A 19,629-nucleotide genomic window follows, 5' to 3' on the forward strand; every position below is an offset into this window, starting at 1 on the left:
TGATCATCTCTCCCTAATTTATTGGCGTCTTCTAGCGAATAATTTTATAGGTGTGCCCACAAATCCAAATGCATCACGGATTTTATTCTCTAAAAATCTCTCGTATGAAAAGTGCATCAACTCTGGATCATTTACAAAAACAACGAAGCTTGGCGGTTGGACAGCAACTTGTGTTGCATAGAGCACTTTCAAGCGTTTTCCTTTTAATGTAGGTGTTGGATTCATAGCAATAGCATCCATTATTACATCATTTAATACATTAGTTGGAATACGTTTTGTATGGCTTTCACTAGCTAATTTTATTGCTGGCACTAAGGTATGCATGCGTTTTTTCGTTTTCGCTGATAGAAATACAACTGGAGCATAATCTAGATACTGAAAATGTGCTCGAATATTTTTTTCGAATTCTTTCATTGCTTTTTCATTTGAGTCGACAGTGTCCCATTTATTAACAACGATAACTATTGCTCTACCTGCATCATGGGCATATCCAGCTATACGTTTATCTTGTTCACGAATACCTGTCTCAGCATCTATTAATACTAAAACAACGTCAGAACGTTCTATCGCTCGCAACGCACGGAGTACACTGTATTTTTCTGTGGATTCATATACTTTTCCTCGTTTGCGCATACCAGCTGTATCAATTATTACAAAGTCTTGGTCATCACGATGTAATTTCGTATCTATAGCGTCCCGAGTGGTTCCTTCTATTTCACTAACAATCACTCTATCTTCATTCAATAATGCATTTACAAGAGAAGACTTTCCTACATTCGGTCGACCGATTAAACTAAAGTATATCGTATCTTCATCTTTTTCTTCTTCCGATTCATTAGGAAAGTGACCTACGACTTCATCTAGTAAGTCACCCAATCCAAGGCCATGTGTGCCTGAGATGGGAAATGGTTGTCCAAATCCTAATGAATAATATTCATAAATTGTTTCATGCATTTGGGGATTATCCATTTTGTTTACGCCTACTACAACAGGTTTATTCGACTTGAATAATAATTTAGCTACTTCGTCATCTGCTGAAGTAATGCCTTCTTTTCCATTCAGTAAAAATACAATTACATCTGCTTCATCAATTGCAATTTCAGCTTGCTGTCTCATTTGCACGAGCAATGGTTCATCACCCAGTTCAATACCACCCGTATCAATGATATTAAAAGTATGGTTAAGCCATTCTGCATTTGCATATATTCGATCCCTTGTTACACCAGGGATATCTTCTACAATTGAAATTCTTTCTCCTACTAAGCGATTAAATATGGTTGACTTTCCTACGTTTGGTCTACCAACAATCGCTACTACAGATTTCCTCATTTTTAAGGAACATCCTCTCTCTTTTGTCTATTTGCCTTTATACATTCTAGCAAAATAAGGTAAGATAAACAATTAAATTCTATATTTAGTGTTTTACAATAATGTAGACTTCATCACTTAATCGGTGTGCTATACCATCAATAATCGCTTCAAGATTAGCCGCAAATAATTCTAGTTCAGTCCCTTTTTCACAAATGAAAATGGGTGCTCCACCTGTTACTTTAGATTGATTAGATGTAATTATCGCTAAAATAGTTTTATCTAATTCCATATTCACGATTTATTCCTCCTTATTGCTTTTGATTCAGATGGCATACGAACTGCACTTTCTAACACAGGTACCGCACCTATTACTTTTTTTGCTTTTTCTGCATCTTTTATAAGTGGGAGAATGAATACTCCTAATCGTCCGTCATCTAGATCGCGTTTTATTAGAGGAGTTAAAGCAGGTGTACCGGAATCCCGAAACACACCTAAAGAGACAGATACATCATGTAATATTGCTTGACGTTGACCAAGATTAGCAATAGTGGTAACAATATTGATGTTTTTTGGTTTTAATATAAAACCCATTCCGTGTTGTAAGATTTCTTCTTGTCTTTCTGGAAGCCCAATATTCATAATATATATATTATCTACGTATAATCCTGCTCCATCAAAAGTTATCTCCGATTGCTCAATATCCACTATATCCTTCAAAGTAGATCCGCTCATAAGACTCAAACCAACAATAAATGATAATACTGCCACCACGGATGCAGGGAACCATCCCCACGCAATAAATGCAAGGGTAGTAAAGAAAGCAGTAAACATAACTAGATAATTCCTGCTTTCAAATGAAATTGCTATCCCTTCAATATATGTATTGCCTCTTGATACTAACTCAAACCCATCTAATTCAGTAAGTGTAGTTCTTTCCATGTTACGGACATCTCTAAATTGAGTTGCTGCAACAGTCAAAAACGTGACAGCAGTAAATTGCATTTCCAGTAAAGCAGGAATTGCTAGGGCTCCTAAGGAAGCAGCTATAAATCCCAGTGATAAATGTATAATTCGTCCATGTAAGTATGTTGGATATTGACGGTAATCTGATCGTAAAGTCAGTAATCTTGCAACTGTGCCAGTTACGACTCCGAAAAGTATAGCATTTAAATATGCATCGATTTCCATGTAAGCCACCCCATCTTTAAAAACTGTATCTGTTAGTATGGCTCACTTTGGAAATCTTAGTACAGATAAACCAAAGAGCAAGCGGCCGTTTATCACCGTTTTTCCTGGATGGAACCGTATGAGATATAGGAAATACGATAAGCGGATGCGATTCGATGTTGACTTTCACCAGATGCAAAATTCTATAATTTTATAGCTCATAAAAAAATGCCAAGGAAAGTAAATTCTTCCTTGGCATTTTATAATAAGGTTATTTATATTTATCGAGTTTGTCGCCAATAAAATCGCCTAGTTGAAATCCAGATTGATCGTCATCTTTTTCATATTGTTTATATTCTTTAGCTTCTTGTTCTTCTTCCAGTTCTTTTATACTTAAGCTAATTCGTTGATCTTGTTCACTAACGTCTAATACTTTTACTTGGACAGTTTGTCCTATCTCAAGAACTTCTTGTGGTGTGCCAATATGACGGTTAGCGATTTGAGAAATGTGCACTAATCCTTCTACGCCAGGAAGTAACTCGACAAACGCCCCAAAACTAACTAAGCGTTTTACTGTACCTTCAATTGTAGAGCCAACTTTTACTTGTTCCTCTACATTTGCCCATGGTCCTGGCAATGTGTTCTTATGAGATAAAGAAATTCTTTCATTATCTAAATCAACAGACAAGACTTCTACTTTTATTTTGTCACCTTCAGATACAACATCAGAAGTCTTTTCTACATGTTCATGTGCAAGTTGAGATATATGCACTAAGCCGTCTACCCCACCAAGGTCAACAAAAGCACCAAAGTTTGTAATACGTTGTACCGTACCTTCGATTACTTGTCCAGGTTCAAGTGATTGAAGTACATCGTTCTTTCTATTTTTTTCTTCATCTTCCACAATAGCACGATGGGATAAAATTACACGGTTTTGTGAACGATCTAAATCTGCTATTTTTACTTTTAGAGTCTTATTAAGGTAGTCGCTAAAGTCTTCGACGTAATAGGTTTCTACTAAAGAAGCAGGTATAAATCCACGAACACCCACGTCTACAACTAATCCACCTTTTACAACTTCTTTTACAGTTGTATCGAACGCTTCACCTGAGTTGTATTTTTGTTCTAATTCTTCCCAAGCTGTTTCAGAATCGATTGCTCTTTTTGATAGAATGATCTCATCATCATCTATCTTTTTCACTTTTAATGTAACAGTGTCACCCTCTGTTAGTACATCTGTTGTTGCTTCAACATGCAGACTAGACAGTTCGCCAATCGGCAAAATACCTTCTGTTTTATAACCGATATCTACAAGAACTTGCTTATCTTCTAATTTTACGACAGTTCCTGTGACGGTAGTACCAACTTCCATTGTTTGTAGATCTTTACTTTCTTCACTCATTTCCATAGCCTCCTAGGTACACTTCAACTATTCATTTAAAAGGGAATAGTAAGAAAGATAAATTCTAGTTTCTAATTATAACTTCTAATAATTATAATTATTTGTCAAGTAAAGACAATTAATTTTTGTGAATATCATACAAATTTCTGATTTCTTCCATAATTGCCTCTGACATGTCTTTTGCAGAAGCTTTATTTTCACGGTAGGTATTTACATTCATTGGTTTTCCATATGCTACCGTTGTTTTAGAAAATGGCTTGTATTCACCAATTATCACACAAGGAACAACCACAGCCTTCGAACGTAGGGCAAAAAATCCAACACCAGATAGCGGTTTCCCTAACTCTCCGGTTTTACTTCTTGTACCTTCTGGAAATAGACCAAGTGTATGTCCTTCTTCAAGAATTTTAAGTCCATTGCGTAATGCATTACGATCTGCAAGTCCTCGACGAACCGGAAAAGCTTTTATACCTATTAACAATCTTCCTAATAAAGGTTTTTCGAAAAGCTCACCTTTTGCCATAAATGAAATATCACGGTTGGAGGTAATACCTACAACAGGTGGGTCAAAATTAGATATGTGATTTGAACAAATAATCACAGGGCCTGATTCAGGTATGTTCTCTTTGCCAATCACTTTGATACGATATAGCGGGTAAAAAATGATTGCTATAACAAATCTAGCAAATTTATAAAGCATCCTTTCTCCCCCTCTATACACCCTTATTATTTTGGGTATTGTATTTAAAGATTTCATTTAAGATTTGATCTTTTACTTCTGCAATTGAAAGTGATGTAGTATCAACTTCTATTGCGTCTTCTGCTTTGATTAATGGAGATACCTCTCGATTCGAATCGATTTCATCTCGATCACTAATTTCTTTTTTTAATAACTTTATATCTGAAGGTATACCCTTTTTAATATTCTCTTCATGACGTCTTTTTGCTCTTTCTTCCACTGAGGCAATTAAAAAGATTTTTACCTCCGCATCTGGTAATACATGCGTACCAATATCTCTTCCATCCATTACCACACTGCGGTTATTTGCAAGTTTTTGCTGTCGAGATACCATCTCTTTACGTATAGAAGGATGTTCTGCTACAAAAGATACTTTTGATGTTACGTCTGGATAACGAATTTCTTCGGAGACATCTTTGTTGTTTACAAAGACTCGTTGTCCATTTTCAGCCTGACGTAATTCTATATTGGAATTCATTAATATAGTTAGAACGCTATCTTCATTTTTTGGGTCTATACCTTCTTGTAAAGCCTGATAAGTTAAAGCACGATACATTGCACCCGTGTCCACATAAATAAATCCTAATTGATTTGCGATCATTTTAGCTACAGTACTTTTACCTGCTGCTGCTGGTCCGTCAATTGCTACTGTGATTCTTTGTTCCATTCATGTTCATCTCCTACAATAAAAAACTTGGCTATTACCAAGCTATCTTTCTACATGATAATCATAACATATTCTATTTTTTATGGTCGAATTAATTTCTCTCTTTTAACCTTTTTTCACGTTCTTTATCAAAACAATAACGTATAATTTCTTGTCGATCTTTTTGGGTAATGGAATGAAATTGAAGCGAAACTACATTCTTTCTGATATTAAGTTCTCGAATAGTAACAATTTCTGCTTGGGCGTATGCATGATGGATCTTGTTTTGATATTTTATTTCAAGAGGCAACCATATATCAACCAATGTATGAAGCACAAGTTCTACTTCCTTTGGAGTGATGATAGCAACACCACCACCACTAATATCTAGTGTAGTTGTAGTAAAAGGATCAAATTGATGTAAAACACTATGAACCGCAACATCAATGGAAGCATCCACACGCACATACTCCCGTCGTTGAATTCGCTTCCATTGCTCAACCTCAGGTTTTGTAATATATAGAGATGGTATTTTCGCTTTTTTTCTAGATGTGATTTTTGTTGGAAAGCGATAGATTGCGTCATCTTCACCTACATAAACAGCAGAAAAGTAAGTTCCAATATTAAAAAATGTAGTTTTCAATGTTTCTTTATGTACAGGATAATTAATAATATAGTTATCTTCTGTTTCATCAATGATTGTACACAAATAGATATCTGTTTTACTGTTATCACTATTTTTCATTTCTAATTGAATTTTCATACCTATTTCTAGCATAAAGTACCCCCATCATCATATTAAAATAATACTTTATACTTATTATGACAAAATAGGACCAAAGGAGCAAGCACCCTTTTAGAGGTGATGATCCGATGTTGACTTTCATTTGAAAACTATAAGTACGTCTATGTATTATAATATTTCAGCACTCTACTTCGTGATTTGTGTATTCGCCAAGTTACTAGGCGATGAAGCAGGAAGTAGATATTTTCAGTAATTCCGTTTTCCAATGGAAGATATTTTTATAAATGATAAATAATAGAGTAGAAGGGAGCGACTAACCCCCGTCCTCTCACACCACCGTACGTACCGTTCGGTATACGGCGGTTCAATTAAGTATTACGAATAAATTCATACCTTTGATACAGACTTTTGAGCCCTAGTCTACTCCAATAGGAGTTGCCTAGGGTTCTGCTTAAGATTGGACTCTTGGAGATACGCCAATAATTCTTTCTGGTGTTTCCCCATTCGTATGCTTTGTGGTCAGGAACACCCAAGCTAATCAGCTTTCGGACTTTTGTCCGTGGAAGCTTCCATTGTTTCCACATACACATGCGCAATCTTCTTCTTATCCACTTATCGAACTCCTCAAACTTTGAAGGTGTCTCCGCTAAAGCGTAATACCCGCACCAACCCATCAGGTATTTGTTTAATTTCTCAATTCTTACTTCCATAGGAAATGGCTTGGAACGTGAAGTTATTTCCCTGATTTTCTGTTTTAGACGCATAATACTTTCTTTTGCGATTCTAATTTTTGAATTCTTTCCATTGGTGAAACTAAAACCAAGAAACTTACGTTTCCAAGGCCGGTCCACTGCTGATTTCTCTTTATTTACTTTCAAGTGAAGTTTCTCTTCGATAAATGTAGTAATGGAATTCATTACACGATTCCCAGCTTTCTTTGTTCTCACATAGATGTTGCAGTCATCCGCATAACGAACGAAACGTAGCCCACGCTCCTCCAGCTCCTTATCTAAATCATCTAATATAATGTTAGAAAGAAGAGGGCTCAACGGCCCGCCTTGCGGAGTGCCTTCTTCGGAGCTAACTACTATCCCATTTATCATGACGCCAGATTGTAGGTATTTCCGAATAAGCCGAAGCAGTTCCTTATCCTTGATGCGCTTCGCTAAAACACCCATGAGCTTATCATGGTTCACCTTATCAAAGAATTTCTCTAGGTCCATATCAATTACCCATCTGTATCCTTCTTTAATAAACCCCCTTGCCTTCCTCACAGCGTCATGTCCTTGACGGTTGGGCCTGAATCCATAGCTATGTTCTGAGAAGGTGGGGTCAAAAATTGTATGAAGCACTTGGGCAATAGCCTGTTGAATGAAACGATCCGTCACGGTTGGAATACCTAACATCCGAACTCCTCCGCTTGGTTTCGGGATTTCGACACGGCGGACAGGAGAAGGTGTATAGGTTCCTTTCCTCAAGTTCTCCCGAAGGGAATCCCAGTTATCATAGAGATGTCTTCGTAGGAATTTTACGGACATTTCATCTATGCCATGACTTCCTTTATTTCGTTCGACTCGCTTTAGTGCGAGAATGAGATTGTCCCGTGACAGAATTTGGTTCATCAACATACTTGGGTTTCCTTTCTTCGTGAATGTGACGTTCTATTTGTGCAAGTTCCACTCCACCCTTCCAAAGTCCCCTGTAGATTCACTACGTCCTCCTTTGGATAAGCCCTTCCGGGTTGTCTGTGTCTGCATGAAATCTTAACGCCTAGTGTCACATTTCTCCTTAATTGTTCCGTCCTTCCCCTTACATTCTCGAGTATGCAGGGTACTATGACTTCTGCTGACTTCTGACCGTTCAGCCATCCATTGCTGAATGGGTTACCAAGAGTGCTTGGCGTTTCGATCAGACCTCCCCGGGTAAGAATGCAGTCTTTCCCTTCATCAATCTGCTTCATTTACTCTGTACCAACTTTGGCAGAAAGGACTTTGTTTTGTTATGCAAACTCATCCATTGATACCTAGCCTCATATGAAGTTCGTGTTCCTCAGACCGAAGGTTTGCCGTCCGCTTCCTTCAGATTCCATGTCGCCACGGACACCCTTGCGTTAGGCTAACTGTTACTTCTGCCTTCACAGTTCGGGACTCTCACCCTATAGACTGCACCCATGCCGGGCACACATAAAAAAAGGGAAGGTTTTTTAACCTTCCCTTCCCTTATAGAACTGAGTTATAATTTACTTCCTTACCATCTAATTTCTCTACCAGTTCTTCTTGACCATTTTCTGCATTTATGAAAATTCGGTAAGTCTCATCATCCATTATACCGAGAAATTCATAGGTTAATACCTCTTCACCAGCATTATTATCAATAATAGCTAAGTGACTTTCTTGAATATCGACCGTACTATTCACATTATCTCTTGCTTCATCTTCTGAAATTTTCGGTTCTGGTATTTCTCTATCTGTGTGATTCATAAAGTAACTATTAGTAGTTAGGCCTAGCAGATCTCCATTATCTAAACCAACTTTAACCTCTACAGCATCAGAGTATACTCGCACACCATTATCGTTATATAAGTAAGAATATACACCTATATGGTCATATTCACTGCTTTGGAATAAAGTCATGTCTTCAAGTCCGAACGAAGCTAAATAGTCTTTTGCTTTTTCAGAGCCCTCATTTAAGCTGACTTTTTTTTCTTTCATTTCACGACTAACTAGTAAATTTAAAGGGTGTCCCCCTTTAATCGCCATATCCATATATCCGTGTTCTTCATCCTTATTATAGGAAATACTGTATAAAGGTGTATCAGCACCTTCACCGCTTTTAGAAATCGAAAGTAAATCTTTATCTTTAATTTCAAATATCTCCATCGCTCTCTGTAAAGCTTCATTTTCTGTTACTTCAGACCCAGTCAAGTTTTTATATGAATGATCTTGCGTATTCGTACTTATAGTTGAATTTTCGGGGTCTGCTTGACCAAATCCTTCCACCGACTTTTCAACAGTTTGGAAGCCATTCACTATTGTATTGTCTTGTTGTGCATTCTCGTCAGACAGTGCAAGTTCAACATCCATCCAATTTAACCCTTCTTCTAAAGCAACATGTTGCACTTGTCTTAACTCGTCTTTAATTTGACCAGACTGATCGTAATAGTCTTTTAACTTCTGGGTTTCTTCTTCCGTTAATGGATTATCATCTAAGTTTCGAACTGCAGTTTGATATGTGAATTCCCCGATATCTGATAAAAACTGTTCCGTTTTATGAAAAGGTAATAACCCTAAAGGTAATTGACCTACATTTGAATGTGCTTGTGAGGTTAGTCTCCAAATATCTACGAACTGAGGTGATAAGCGTTCTTTCGAATTCATCGCTAATGCAGTTCCAATCTCATCATTTAATAAATCCATGTAATAGGTTAATTCGTGAAATGAGCGTTGGTATTCATTTTCAGCCTGTATTTTTATTTCGTTCTTTTCACTATATTCATTATAACCCCATACCGCTGTTCCAATTACAGCTACACTAAGTACACCTATTGCGATCCAGCGAAACATAATTCTCACACCTTCCTATTTACAAAATATATGTTTACCAATTTGTTTAATTTGTGGTCTCGTCCAAATCCAGCCAGAAGTTGCAGTATCAGGATTAAAATAGTAAAGGGCATTTCCTGAAGGATCCCAACCATTAATTGCATCTAAAACTGCTTCTCTAGCTTTGTCATTTGGTTCTAACCAGATTTGGCCATCAGCTACTGCAGTAAATGCACGTGGTTCAAAAATGACACCTGATACTGTATCCGGGAACAATGCACTATTTAAACGGTTAAGTATAACGGCCGCAACAGCAACCTGACCTTCGTATGGTTCACCTCTTGCCTCTCCATATACTGCATTTGCCATTAATTGAATATCATTTTGAGAATAACCTTGTGGAACATTTACTGAAGGAGTACCACCAGTGTCTTCACCACTATTGCCACTGCCACCACCTGAATTACTTTGACCATCTGTGTTCCTATCTCCGCCACCATAGTGCGTAAACTGATTTCCTTTGTTTATTTGCTCTGTAACATATTCTTTATCGTAATTACTTGCTTGAACTAATTTATCTTTTGTTGTTTGACCTGCCAATCCATCTATTTCCATGCCAAATTCATACTGGAAATTGCGTAATGCCCAATAGGTACCCCAACCAAAGACTCCATCAATTTTGCCGTTGTAAAAACCTAAATACTGTAATCTAGCTTGTAGCTCAATAACATCTTCTCCAACCGCACCTTGTTGGATGACTTGATCACTAAATGCATATGTTTTTGTGTTGTCTGTCTGTGTAAAATACATAGTTAGACTACTACAAACAACAAGTATTATCATGAATGCCTTATACGATTGATGCATTTTTATTTCCTCCGTTCCTTGTAATAGGATGCACCACTATTTTTTGTGTTATTTTCCTTTTTATTCATTCAGATAAGAAATAAAAAAACTATCAAACAGTCAACGAGCTGACATGCTAGATAGTTCCTTAATTGATTATTGTATTTTCATTCGCTCTTTTTAATCTGTACAACGCAATTATCCATAATAAAACCATAAAAGGAGTCAGAATTAATGTAAAACTGCTAAAACCTTTTAAAATAAAATTATATATTCCGTGGAGAAGAAATGGTAATAAGAATGCGAGAGTGAGATTTTTTTTCTTATAATTAGTATGAGTTTTGGCTTTTCCTAAATAATATCCCATAATAATTCCAAATAACGCGTGAGAAGATACTGGAAAAACGGCTCGAAGAAATGCATACTCTATTCCATTGGTAATTAAATAAAGGATATTCTCAATAGAAGCAAATCCTAAACTAAGTGAACTAGCATAAACAATACCATCATAATGATTATCAAATTCTTCATGTTGGTATATAACAAACATAAATACAAACCACTTAAAAAACTCTTCAAGTAACGCGATTTGGAAAAAAGCCTCGATGAAAATGGAATCGTAATTAAATTCACTAGATATTGCATATTGGATAAACATTATAGGTAGTACGAGTAAAGCACCTAAGATAAACATTCGTATAATTAACCAAATAGGTTCCGTTATTTTATCCTTTAAATATATATACGATAGCAAAGCTAAAGCAGGTGCTATACCAGCTGATAATATAGACAACATAAAATATACCTCTTCTCTACTCCCAATTCGTTCTCCTTAGCATATAGTAATTTCATTTTACATTCATCAGCCAGTTTCCATTAAGAAATCGAGTTTAATAATTAAATACAATATACTAAAAACTAATTTAAATATTAATGTTTAATAGTAAAGGAACATAGCAACCCTTGAAAAAACATTTGACAATGCACTCCGAATCATTTCCGAGTAGTTGATACCGTTCCTGTGGAATTTGTCCCCATCTGTCATTTAATTCAAACCCAGAATTTGAACATTAATTTTATTTTGAAATTAATTCACTTAGCCAAAAAAGCATCTAAATTAGAATGGATGAAAAAGTGTCTGTAGAGGTATTTCACTAGCAAGCCCTACCATGAGCTTGATTCTCGCTTTTTTACTATCATAATCTTTTCCAAGAATTACACCGTTCTGTAATAAATCATATGTACTTCCTTGATAATCGTAAGTTGGATACACTTCTCCCTCTACAGCTGATGTTGTAATAACCACTGCAATACCCTCTTCGATACATTGTTTAATTTCTTGCATCATCGTTGGGGATACTTGTCCTCTTCCAACCCCTTCAATTACAATTCCATCAACCTGATTATCTCTCGCTGCTTTAATATACTTACCATCAGTATTCATATACACTTTAATAATATCTACTTCAGGCAATTTCTTTTGTAATTTATAATAATCCTTATACGTAGGCTTTTGGAAAACACGCACTTGATTATTATCGATAATCCCTAAATATCCATATCCAAACGCATTGAATCCCTGAATATTTGAAGCGTGTTCTTTTCGAACATAACGTGAATGAAAAATACGCTCATTAAATACAACTGTCACACCCACTTCATTTAGTTCTTCACTACAAGCCGTTAGAACTGCATTTTTTATATTAATAAAAGAATCCGTTCCAACTTCTAAAGGAGAACGCTGAGAACCTGTAAAAACAATGGGAATATGGTAATCAGTAATAAGATTCATAAAGTATGAAGATTCTTCTAATGTGTCGGTACCTTGAGTAATGACTATTCCATCAAAACTACTATTAAGTAAAAGTTCATCAATTTTCGATTTTAATACCAGTAAATCTTGAAATGTTAAGTGGATGCTTGCTTTTTGAAATATAGAATGAACCTCTACTTCAATTCCACTAGGAATATCACATTGTTTAAGTAATTCTTCTCCAGTCAAGACTCCAGATTCTAATCTATCACTGTTTGGTTTCTTCTCACTTGCTATGGTACCACCAGTAGCTAATAATAATATTTTTTTAGTCATAGCAAACCCTTCTTTTTATGTAATTATATCTTCCTATATTATCCTTTTCCAAAGAAAATCTTTCAAGTATATCTTACTTAAAATATACAATCTCTATTTAAAATATATTAAAAAATAAAACATAGGGAATAAAAATCCACAAAGTACCTAACTTCGTGGATATATGGTTATATATTCTTTTGTTTACGCAATATTGATTCTGCTATTGGTTTTCCATGAAAACGACCATTTTCAATAAATACTTTATTATTATCGTATCCTGCAGCAATTACTCCAGCAATATATAAATCGTCTACATTTGTCTCCAGAGTTTCTTTATCAAATTGAGGTTTTCCGGTTTCCTTAATTATTTCCACGCCTGCTTGTCTTAATAAGGAATAATTAGGCTGATAGCCCGTCATCGCAAATACAAAATCATTATCTATTGTATACGATTCACCTTGAGATTCATACGTTAATGAGTGGTCATTAATTTCTTTAACTGTGGATTCAAATACCATATTTACTTTTCCATTACGAACTAATGACTCAAACTCAGGAAGAATCCAAGGTTTAATACTTTTAGAATAATTACTACCTCGATATAAGACAGTTACATGAGCACCAGCTTTATGTAATTCAATTGTAGCATCTACGGAGGAATTTTTACCTCCTATAACAACAACATTTTGATTAAAGTATGGATGAGCTTCTTTAAAATAATGCGTTACTTTTGGTTTTGATTCACCGGGAACCTCTAGATAATTAGGTTGATCATAATAACCCGTCGCTAATATAACATAAGCCGCATAATATACATTTTGTTCTTTATGTATATTTGATGTAGTAATTGTATAGCCTTTACCATTTTTATTTTTTACTAGTCCTATTACTTCTTCATAGGGACGTATACGTAGTTCTTTTCTTTGTGCAACTTCTCTATAATAAACCATCGCTTGATTTCTTACCGGTTTCTTATTTTCAGTAATAAAAGGAACATCGCCAATCTCAAGTTTGTCACTTGAACTAAAAAAAGTCTGATGTGTAGGGTAATTACTTATCGTCTGAGCAACGTTCCCTTTTTCTATTAGTAATGGTTCTATGCCGTTTTTTTGCAGTTCAAGAGCAGTAGCCATACCACATGGACCTGCACCAATTATAATAACATCTTCTTGTTGCATGAAATTGTCCTTCTTTCCTTGCAAGATTAAAAATAGCGCTGATACAAATGAAATTATTCTAAAGAAAAATTCAACCGTCGTATGGGAATATACTTTGTTTAACAAGCTGGAGGGGAACTCCTCGTACAATTTTACTTACGTTGAGATTTCGCCTTTGCTTTTTCCTAAGAAGGTTGTATATTCCAAAGCTTTACGTACTTGAATTGTTCAATTTTTGAATTATCCCTATTTGCTATGTCCAGCGCCACTCTAAGTTACCTATTTATCAATTTTAAACAACAGACCTATACCCAACCACGGAAACGAGATGCTTCTGCCATCTTTCTAACACCAACCATATATGCAGCTAATCTCATATCAATTCTCCGTGTTTTCGACATATTATAGATGTTGTTAAATGATTTAATCATTATTTCGTGTAATTTATTATCTATTTCTTCTTCTGACCAATAGAACCCTTGATTGTTTTGCACCCATTCAAAGTAAGATACAGTAACTCCTCCAGCAGAAGCTAAAACATCTGGTACAATTAATATGTCACGTTCTGTTAGTATTTTTGTTGCTTCCATCGTTGTAGGTCCGTTAGCTGCTTCAACTACAATAGATGCTTTTATATTATGAGCATTTTCACGAGTTATCTGATTCTCAACAGCAGCTGGTACAATAATATCGCAGTCTAATTCAAATAATGCATCATTGGAAATTGTATTATTAAATAATTTCGTTACCGTACCAAAACTGTCACGGCGATCCAATAAATAATCAATATCCAAGCCTTCTGGATCATACAAGGCACCGTACGCATCAGATATTGCGACAACTTTCGCCCCGGCATCATGTAAAAACTTAGCTAAAAAGCTTCCAGCATTTCCAAACCCTTGTATAACAACACGGGCTCCTTTTATATCTATGCCTTTCTTTTTAGCTGCTTCATTTAAAACGATTGTTACACCTTTTGCAGTAGCAGATTCTCTCCCATGCGATCCACCAAGGACAATTGGTTTACCAGTTATAAACCCAGGATTGTTAAATTCATCAATCTTACTATATTCATCCATCATCCACGCCATAATTTGAGAATTAGTAAATACATCAGGTGCAGGTATATCTTTTGTCGGACCTACTATTTGGCTAACCGCACGTACATAACCGCGACTTAATGCTTCTAATTCACGGAAAGACATTTCACGAGGATCGCAAATAATTCCTCCTTTAGCTCCACCATAAGGAAGATCAACAATCCCCGATTTCAAACTCATCCAAATAGAAAGCGCCTTTACTTCTGTTTCAGTAACATTAGGATGAAAGCGTATTCCACCTTTGGTAGGACCCACTGCATCATTGTGCTGAGCACGATAACCTGTAAACACTTTTACATTACCGTCATCCATTCTTACAGGTATACGGACCGTTAGAATCCGCATCGGTTCTTTTAATAATTCAAATACCTCTTCTGGGTAACCAAGTTTATCCAATGCACTTTTAATAATAGTTTGTGTTGTATTTAAAACATCCATATTTTCTTGATTCACATTTGAAGAATCTGCTGCTTTATCGGCTACCATGAATTAACCTCCTACAATATAAATCCTTGTTTTGTCTACTCAAAAATTAGTATACACTTTCAAACAGAATATGCAATAACATAAATCAAATCTTACGCCTATTATCAGATGTTCTTATAATGGAATTATTCAAAATAATCTCGTTTATTTAATAATCAATGTTATAAACACCATCAACTTAGTAAAAGAATCGCTTGATTTGCTGAACTGTATTCTCTTCCATAATCAGTTTCCCATATTCTTCAATTCGATGAGAAGTGACAATACTAGGATTAGCGTATTCAGACATAACTCCAATTATATCCTCTTTATCGACTCTCGATAACTCAATATGATCTAAAATCATATAATATCTATCTTCCATATAATAAAGTCGTATGTTTTCCAATCCCATTGGATCTAAATAAGATGTAACAGAGATTATATCTTCAAAGTCCATAAAGGAAAAAATTAGTTCTTTACTCTCATCCAAAGTAACCTTCATCTCGATGTAATCTTCATCCTCACTATTATCCTCGTATTGTTGTGTTACAAATATATGCATTCCTTGAGCTTGCATTAAATGAACTTGGACTAATAACATTCCTTCTAATTCAATACCTAGTTCACTACTTGCTTCATACATCATATCACTGAATAAGCTTCGAACATTTGATGCATCATGCCATAAATCTTCTCTTGTAAAACCACGCTCAATAAGATCATCAAACGTTAAAAAAATTTTAAATTGATCTGTAGAAACACGCTCTATTCGCATCCTGCATCCTCCCCCTTATCGAAGTGCTCATTCTACATTACACTGCACAATTTATAGTGATGTTTAGAAGCACTTTATATACTATATGCATTTTATCCTAGTGATGAACAGTTCAAACTTGTTTCATTTATTCCGTCAAAAAATATTAGAATCAACTATCCACAAGATACCTGAAACCAACAGGGATAATATAATAATCACCATGATAAGACGTAACAAAGAAAAATTTAATTTTATTCGCATGCGCTTAGAATTATCGTGTACGTCTTTTCTTGGTGGTAAGTTTAATATATCCATTTCCATCTCTTTCTGCTTGGATGTTTGTATAGAATCACTGTTAAATTCTTGATTTGAACTATCTTTTAGTTCATCTACTGCTTTTCTTAAGTCATCAGCCTGATCTTTCTTTGCCTCTTCCGTAATGTTCGACATACTAAGCACCTCATTTCTTGAAACGAATAATTAAACCTAATACTAAATCAATAATAAAATGAGCGGTTATGGTAATAAGTAAATTTTCCGTACGTTCAAATATCCAACCAATAAAAAAGCTTGCTAAAACTACGGATAAAAATAATACTGGTTTTTTTAAATAACGGATATGTACGAAAGCAAATAATAAACTTGCAAATACATAACCGAAAGTAGTTTGAATTGTTCCACGAAAGAATAATTCTTCACTTATTGCTACTAATAACGTAAAACCAACAATGAACGATATAGGCTGATTTTCAAAAATTCTCTTATTAATTCCACCATCATCCAATGATTCTTTTGGAAAAACTTTCATCAGTATAAAATCAAATAATATCACAACGAATGCCGTTCCGCTGCCGATTAATACTATTTCATTAAAATTAAAATCAAAGTAATTCAACCATGCTTCCCAAGAAGGAAACAAAATAAAACTTAATAAAATACTTCCAGCTAAAAATAAAATTTGAGAAAAAACTAATTGAAATCTTAATTCTTTATCGGATAATTGCTTTATGATTTCATCTTGTCTCATGTTCTACCCCGGTTATATGAAAAATAGATTGTAATTTACTTTCCCACGATAAAGATTCACGAGATTTAATAATGATTGTTTCCGGCTGCCAATTACTCCACTGAAAACCACAATTACTACAACATTGTCCTATACTTGGACGATAGCTGTTTTGAAATGGCATGTAGAGTTTTTCACGGTAGCATTGATCACTATTTACCCAGTGGATCATCTCTTTGAGTTTTTTCTCTTTGTAGGTTAGTCGGTCTTCTATATGATTCGTGATTTTAGCCTTTATATTTTCTATATTAACATCTTCTGTAATCAGTTGATTTTCCACTATCATATCATGTTTTTCTAGCTGTGACCGTATGAACCTCCACTGAACTTCGCTAATCTGTAGATTGGCAATTACTTCTTCATCAATTAGGGTGCTTTGATCTTGATTTGATAATCCCTTTAGCCAATCAATCATCCGGTAAATATCTTCTTTCATTGGAAGTTCTTGTTGAATAATTTGTTTAGGTAATATCCAGTCACCAGTAGCATATAAGATCACCGCCACACTCTCTTCCCCATCTCTTCCTGCTCTTCCAACTTCTTGAATATAGGATTCTATTTGCGATGGTAGATGATAATGTATAACAAGTCTTATATCGGATTTATTGATTCCCATACCAAAAGCACTTGTACAACAAATTACATCTAGCTGGTTATTCATAAATTGTTGTTGAATATGAACTCGATCGGTCGCTTCCATCCCACCATGATAATAAGCAATATTTCTGTCTGGCACGATGGAGGATAACCACCTAGAAGTTTCCTCTGCTAAATATCGACTTGTAAAATAAATAAGAGTTGGTACATGATATTGTTGAATTAATTCCTGAATTCGCTCCTTCTTTTCGTTTATACTATCCATCGTCTCTATACAAAAAGCGATATTATCTCTATCCATTGGAAAGATATGTTTTGTTATATGAGATCTATTTAAACTATGAATGATATCTTCTTGTACATCCGGAGTTGCGGTCGCACTCAATGCTAAGATAGTAGGATTTTCTAGTTTAGCAATGATGTCATGAAGTTTCAGGTAATCTGGCCGAAACTCATGTCCCCATTGCGATATACAATGAGCTTCGTCAATTACGAATAATGTAACATTAATTTGTTTCAATTTATGAACAAAGGAAGCATTCTGAAGCCATTCAGGCGAGACATATATCAGACGATAATCCCCTAGATTAGTTAGAACATTATACCTTTCTTCTCTAGATAGAAAACTGTTCAAAGCGATAACCTTTTTAATTCCCTTTGCTTTTAATTCCTTTACTTGATCGATCATTAATGAAATTAATGGAGATACAACAATTGTCACTCCATCTTGTAAAATTGCTGGAAGCTGATAGCAAATTGACTTTCCAGAACCTGTTGGCAGCACTCCCAGAACATCATTACCATTCATTACGTCGGTAATAATTTCTTCCTGTCCTTGGCGGAAACTATCATATTGGAAATAATATTTAAGAGTTTGCTGTAAGTTAACGTTGGGTTGTACCATTGGTTTCCTCCCTATTCGTACCTAGTAACGTTAAAGTAAGTCTAATTTCAAAATAACTAATATTCGTATCGACGGATTGTTTAATTTCTCGAAGACGAAAGGTGTTTGACTTTTTCATTGCTGTAAAGATAGTTTTTACCGTTTCTCTATTTACGAAATCATAAATAGGAAATTGGTGATCTCGTATTGCTATTTCTACAATATGATCTTGAATTGTATTTACCTTTAAATTTCTAATTCGAACGATATCTTCAATTTGATAACCTTTTTTTAATAAAGTATACGTTTTAGTTGCACTACCACTTAATGTTGTGTGGTTCACTTGTAAATCTTCGCTAATTGCCTGCATTACCTTATACTTATCAAGTTTTGTATGTATATTGTGCAAGAATTGCATCGTTATTTTAGAAAGCAATAACTCAACATCATGATGCTCAAGTTCATATTTTTGGGATAATTGTTCGATACTTGCTCCAAAGTATTTGTAACCAGATAATCGATCTACAAAAATAGAAGCTTCGGTTTCATTAAGTAGCAGAAGTTGTTGATGTAGCTCTTGGTATAATTGAGTTTGAATGTTGTCTAGATTATCTTTATATAATTGGAAATTGCGTTTTACAAAACGTTCAGCAAACCAATTATCTGTAGTTGGTATAAAACTATAATTTCGTAAATACGTATTTGATAGCGTTTGAATTAAAAGTAGTAGACGATCCATAAATGGGTGTGCTAGATGATGATACTTTATTCCGTGAAAGCCTTCTAATTGGTACTTTTGTGTATTGACAAATTCTTTACCTTTATATGTTATTTCATAATAGTTTTCTTTAATCTGCGTTAAGTACTGATAATGTTGTAATTGAGCAACTTTTTTATTATATGCTTCTTTTGATAACGATGGTAAGATGCCATAAAAAGTATCAATTCTGTATAAATAAGCATCTTGTACAGTTTGAATTGATTTTTTAGCAGTTAACAAATGATAGATACTTGATGCAGAACGTTCAACTTGAATATTCTCAAAACAAAATAATATAATCCGTTCAAGATACATAATTACCTCCTTGTACAAAGGGATAGTACAATTCTTATAGACTTTTGATTTTCACAG

The 19,629-nt window shown here is 34.9% G+C and carries 19 protein-coding genes; all 19 read right to left on the reverse strand.

Features of this window, described 5'->3' with window-relative positions; genetic code table 11:
- Positions 1-18: 18 nt before the first annotated feature.
- Positions 19-1,329 (reverse strand): ribosome biogenesis GTPase Der, encoded by a 1,311-nt coding sequence (gene der / locus OB_RS09250; RefSeq protein WP_011066195.1) that lies wholly within the window; start codon positions 1,327-1,329, stop codon positions 19-21.
- Positions 1,330-1,414: 85 nt separating this feature from the next.
- Positions 1,415-1,600, reverse strand: a complete 186-nt coding sequence (locus OB_RS09255) for a capping complex subunit for YIEGIA (protein ID WP_011066196.1) — start codon at positions 1,598-1,600, stop codon at positions 1,415-1,417.
- Between the two features lie 2 nt (positions 1,601-1,602).
- Positions 1,603-2,499 carry a YIEGIA family protein gene (locus OB_RS09260; protein WP_011066197.1) on the reverse strand — a complete coding sequence of 299 codons (897 nt, stop codon included), beginning with the start codon at positions 2,497-2,499 and terminating at the stop codon, positions 1,603-1,605.
- Between the two features lie 250 nt (positions 2,500-2,749).
- Positions 2,750-3,880, reverse strand: coding sequence for a 30S ribosomal protein S1 (gene rpsA, locus OB_RS09265; RefSeq protein ID WP_011066198.1), 1,131 nt, complete (start codon positions 3,878-3,880; stop codon positions 2,750-2,752).
- A 118-nt stretch (positions 3,881-3,998) separates the two neighbouring features.
- Positions 3,999-4,580, reverse strand: a complete 582-nt coding sequence (locus OB_RS09270; protein WP_011066199.1) for a lysophospholipid acyltransferase family protein — start codon at positions 4,578-4,580, stop codon at positions 3,999-4,001.
- Between the two features lie 13 nt (positions 4,581-4,593).
- Positions 4,594-5,286, reverse strand: a complete 693-nt coding sequence (gene cmk / locus OB_RS09275) for a (d)CMP kinase (RefSeq protein ID WP_011066200.1) — start codon at positions 5,284-5,286, stop codon at positions 4,594-4,596.
- 91 nt (positions 5,287-5,377) lie between these two features.
- Positions 5,378-6,043: a flagellar brake protein gene (locus OB_RS09280; RefSeq protein ID WP_011066201.1), complete on the reverse strand. Its 666-nt coding sequence runs from the start codon at positions 6,041-6,043 to the stop codon at positions 5,378-5,380.
- A gap of 335 nt (positions 6,044-6,378) precedes the next feature.
- Positions 6,379-7,638 (reverse strand): group II intron reverse transcriptase/maturase, encoded by a 1,260-nt coding sequence (gene ltrA / locus OB_RS09285; RefSeq protein ID WP_041544159.1) that lies wholly within the window; start codon positions 7,636-7,638, stop codon positions 6,379-6,381.
- A gap of 591 nt (positions 7,639-8,229) precedes the next feature.
- A complete protein-coding gene (gene ypeB / locus OB_RS09295) occupies positions 8,230-9,573 on the reverse strand; it encodes a germination protein YpeB (RefSeq protein ID WP_011066203.1) in 1,344 nt (447 codons plus the stop codon).
- A gap of 15 nt (positions 9,574-9,588) precedes the next feature.
- A complete protein-coding gene (gene sleB, locus OB_RS09300; protein WP_407938095.1) occupies positions 9,589-10,362 on the reverse strand; it encodes a spore cortex-lytic enzyme in 774 nt (257 codons plus the stop codon).
- 184 nt (positions 10,363-10,546) lie between these two features.
- Positions 10,547-11,194 (reverse strand): glutamic-type intramembrane protease PrsW, encoded by a 648-nt coding sequence (gene prsW / locus OB_RS09305; protein WP_011066205.1) that lies wholly within the window; start codon positions 11,192-11,194, stop codon positions 10,547-10,549.
- Between the two features lie 321 nt (positions 11,195-11,515).
- On the reverse strand, positions 11,516-12,487 hold the full coding sequence (locus tag OB_RS09310) for an asparaginase (protein WP_011066206.1): 972 nt from the start codon (positions 12,485-12,487) through the stop codon (positions 11,516-11,518).
- Positions 12,488-12,654: 167 nt separating this feature from the next.
- A complete protein-coding gene (locus tag OB_RS09315; RefSeq protein ID WP_011066207.1) occupies positions 12,655-13,647 on the reverse strand; it encodes a YpdA family putative bacillithiol disulfide reductase in 993 nt (330 codons plus the stop codon).
- 284 nt (positions 13,648-13,931) lie between these two features.
- On the reverse strand, positions 13,932-15,212 hold the full coding sequence (locus OB_RS09320) for a Glu/Leu/Phe/Val family dehydrogenase (protein WP_011066208.1): 1,281 nt from the start codon (positions 15,210-15,212) through the stop codon (positions 13,932-13,934).
- Between the two features lie 178 nt (positions 15,213-15,390).
- Entirely contained in the window at positions 15,391-15,969 is a 579-nt protein-coding gene (locus OB_RS09325) for a genetic competence negative regulator (protein WP_011066209.1), read from the reverse strand.
- Positions 15,970-16,104: 135 nt separating this feature from the next.
- Positions 16,105-16,401 (reverse strand): hypothetical protein, encoded by a 297-nt coding sequence (locus OB_RS09330; protein WP_011066210.1) that lies wholly within the window; start codon positions 16,399-16,401, stop codon positions 16,105-16,107.
- 10 nt (positions 16,402-16,411) lie between these two features.
- Positions 16,412-16,978, reverse strand: a complete 567-nt coding sequence (locus OB_RS09335; RefSeq protein ID WP_011066211.1) for a CPBP family intramembrane glutamic endopeptidase — start codon at positions 16,976-16,978, stop codon at positions 16,412-16,414.
- Complete coding sequence (locus tag OB_RS09340) at positions 16,965-18,518, reverse strand: RecQ family ATP-dependent DNA helicase (RefSeq protein ID WP_011066212.1); 1,554 nt, start codon at positions 18,516-18,518, stop codon at positions 16,965-16,967. The genes OB_RS09335 and OB_RS09340 overlap by 14 nt, the downstream gene beginning before the upstream one ends.
- Positions 18,499-19,572 carry a helix-turn-helix domain-containing protein gene (locus OB_RS09345; RefSeq protein ID WP_011066213.1) on the reverse strand — a complete coding sequence of 358 codons (1,074 nt, stop codon included), beginning with the start codon at positions 19,570-19,572 and terminating at the stop codon, positions 18,499-18,501. Before OB_RS09345 ends, OB_RS09340 begins: the two co-directional genes overlap by 20 nt.
- Positions 19,573-19,629 lie beyond the last annotated feature (57 nt).

The sequence above is a fragment of the Oceanobacillus iheyensis HTE831 genome, assembly GCF_000011245.1.
Taxonomy (GTDB): domain Bacteria; phylum Bacillota; class Bacilli; order Bacillales; family Amphibacillaceae; genus Oceanobacillus; species Oceanobacillus iheyensis.

Excerpts from the sequence above, each read along its gene's own strand:
- der (WP_011066195.1), bottom strand. The coding sequence starts at position 1,329 with ATGAGGAAATCTGTAGTAGCGATTGTTGGTAGACCAAACGTAGGAAAG.
- OB_RS09255 (WP_011066196.1), bottom strand. The coding sequence starts at position 1,600 with ATGGAATTAGATAAAACTATTTTAGCGATAATTACATCTAATCAATCT.
- OB_RS09260 (WP_011066197.1), bottom strand. The coding sequence starts at position 2,499 with ATGGAAATCGATGCATATTTAAATGCTATACTTTTCGGAGTCGTAACT.
- rpsA (WP_011066198.1), bottom strand. The coding sequence starts at position 3,880 with ATGAGTGAAGAAAGTAAAGATCTACAAACAATGGAAGTTGGTACTACC.
- OB_RS09270 (WP_011066199.1), bottom strand. The coding sequence starts at position 4,580 with ATGCTTTATAAATTTGCTAGATTTGTTATAGCAATCATTTTTTACCCG.
- cmk (WP_011066200.1), bottom strand. The coding sequence starts at position 5,286 with ATGGAACAAAGAATCACAGTAGCAATTGACGGACCAGCAGCAGCAGGT.
- OB_RS09280 (WP_011066201.1), bottom strand. The coding sequence starts at position 6,043 with ATGCTAGAAATAGGTATGAAAATTCAATTAGAAATGAAAAATAGTGAT.
- ltrA (WP_041544159.1), bottom strand. The coding sequence starts at position 7,638 with ATGTTGATGAACCAAATTCTGTCACGGGACAATCTCATTCTCGCACTA.
- ypeB (WP_011066203.1), bottom strand. The coding sequence starts at position 9,573 with ATGTTTCGCTGGATCGCAATAGGTGTACTTAGTGTAGCTGTAATTGGA.
- sleB (WP_407938095.1), bottom strand. The coding sequence starts at position 10,362 with ATGTATTTTACACAGACAGACAACACAAAAACATATGCATTTAGTGAT.
- prsW (WP_011066205.1), bottom strand. The coding sequence starts at position 11,194 with ATGTTGTCTATATTATCAGCTGGTATAGCACCTGCTTTAGCTTTGCTA.
- OB_RS09310 (WP_011066206.1), bottom strand. The coding sequence starts at position 12,487 with ATGACTAAAAAAATATTATTATTAGCTACTGGTGGTACCATAGCAAGT.
- OB_RS09315 (WP_011066207.1), bottom strand. The coding sequence starts at position 13,647 with ATGCAACAAGAAGATGTTATTATAATTGGTGCAGGTCCATGTGGTATG.
- OB_RS09320 (WP_011066208.1), bottom strand. The coding sequence starts at position 15,212 with ATGGTAGCCGATAAAGCAGCAGATTCTTCAAATGTGAATCAAGAAAAT.
- OB_RS09325 (WP_011066209.1), bottom strand. The coding sequence starts at position 15,969 with ATGCGAATAGAGCGTGTTTCTACAGATCAATTTAAAATTTTTTTAACG.
- OB_RS09330 (WP_011066210.1), bottom strand. The coding sequence starts at position 16,401 with ATGTCGAACATTACGGAAGAGGCAAAGAAAGATCAGGCTGATGACTTA.
- OB_RS09335 (WP_011066211.1), bottom strand. The coding sequence starts at position 16,978 with ATGAGACAAGATGAAATCATAAAGCAATTATCCGATAAAGAATTAAGA.
- OB_RS09340 (WP_011066212.1), bottom strand. The coding sequence starts at position 18,518 with ATGGTACAACCCAACGTTAACTTACAGCAAACTCTTAAATATTATTTC.
- OB_RS09345 (WP_011066213.1), bottom strand. The coding sequence starts at position 19,572 with ATGTATCTTGAACGGATTATATTATTTTGTTTTGAGAATATTCAAGTT.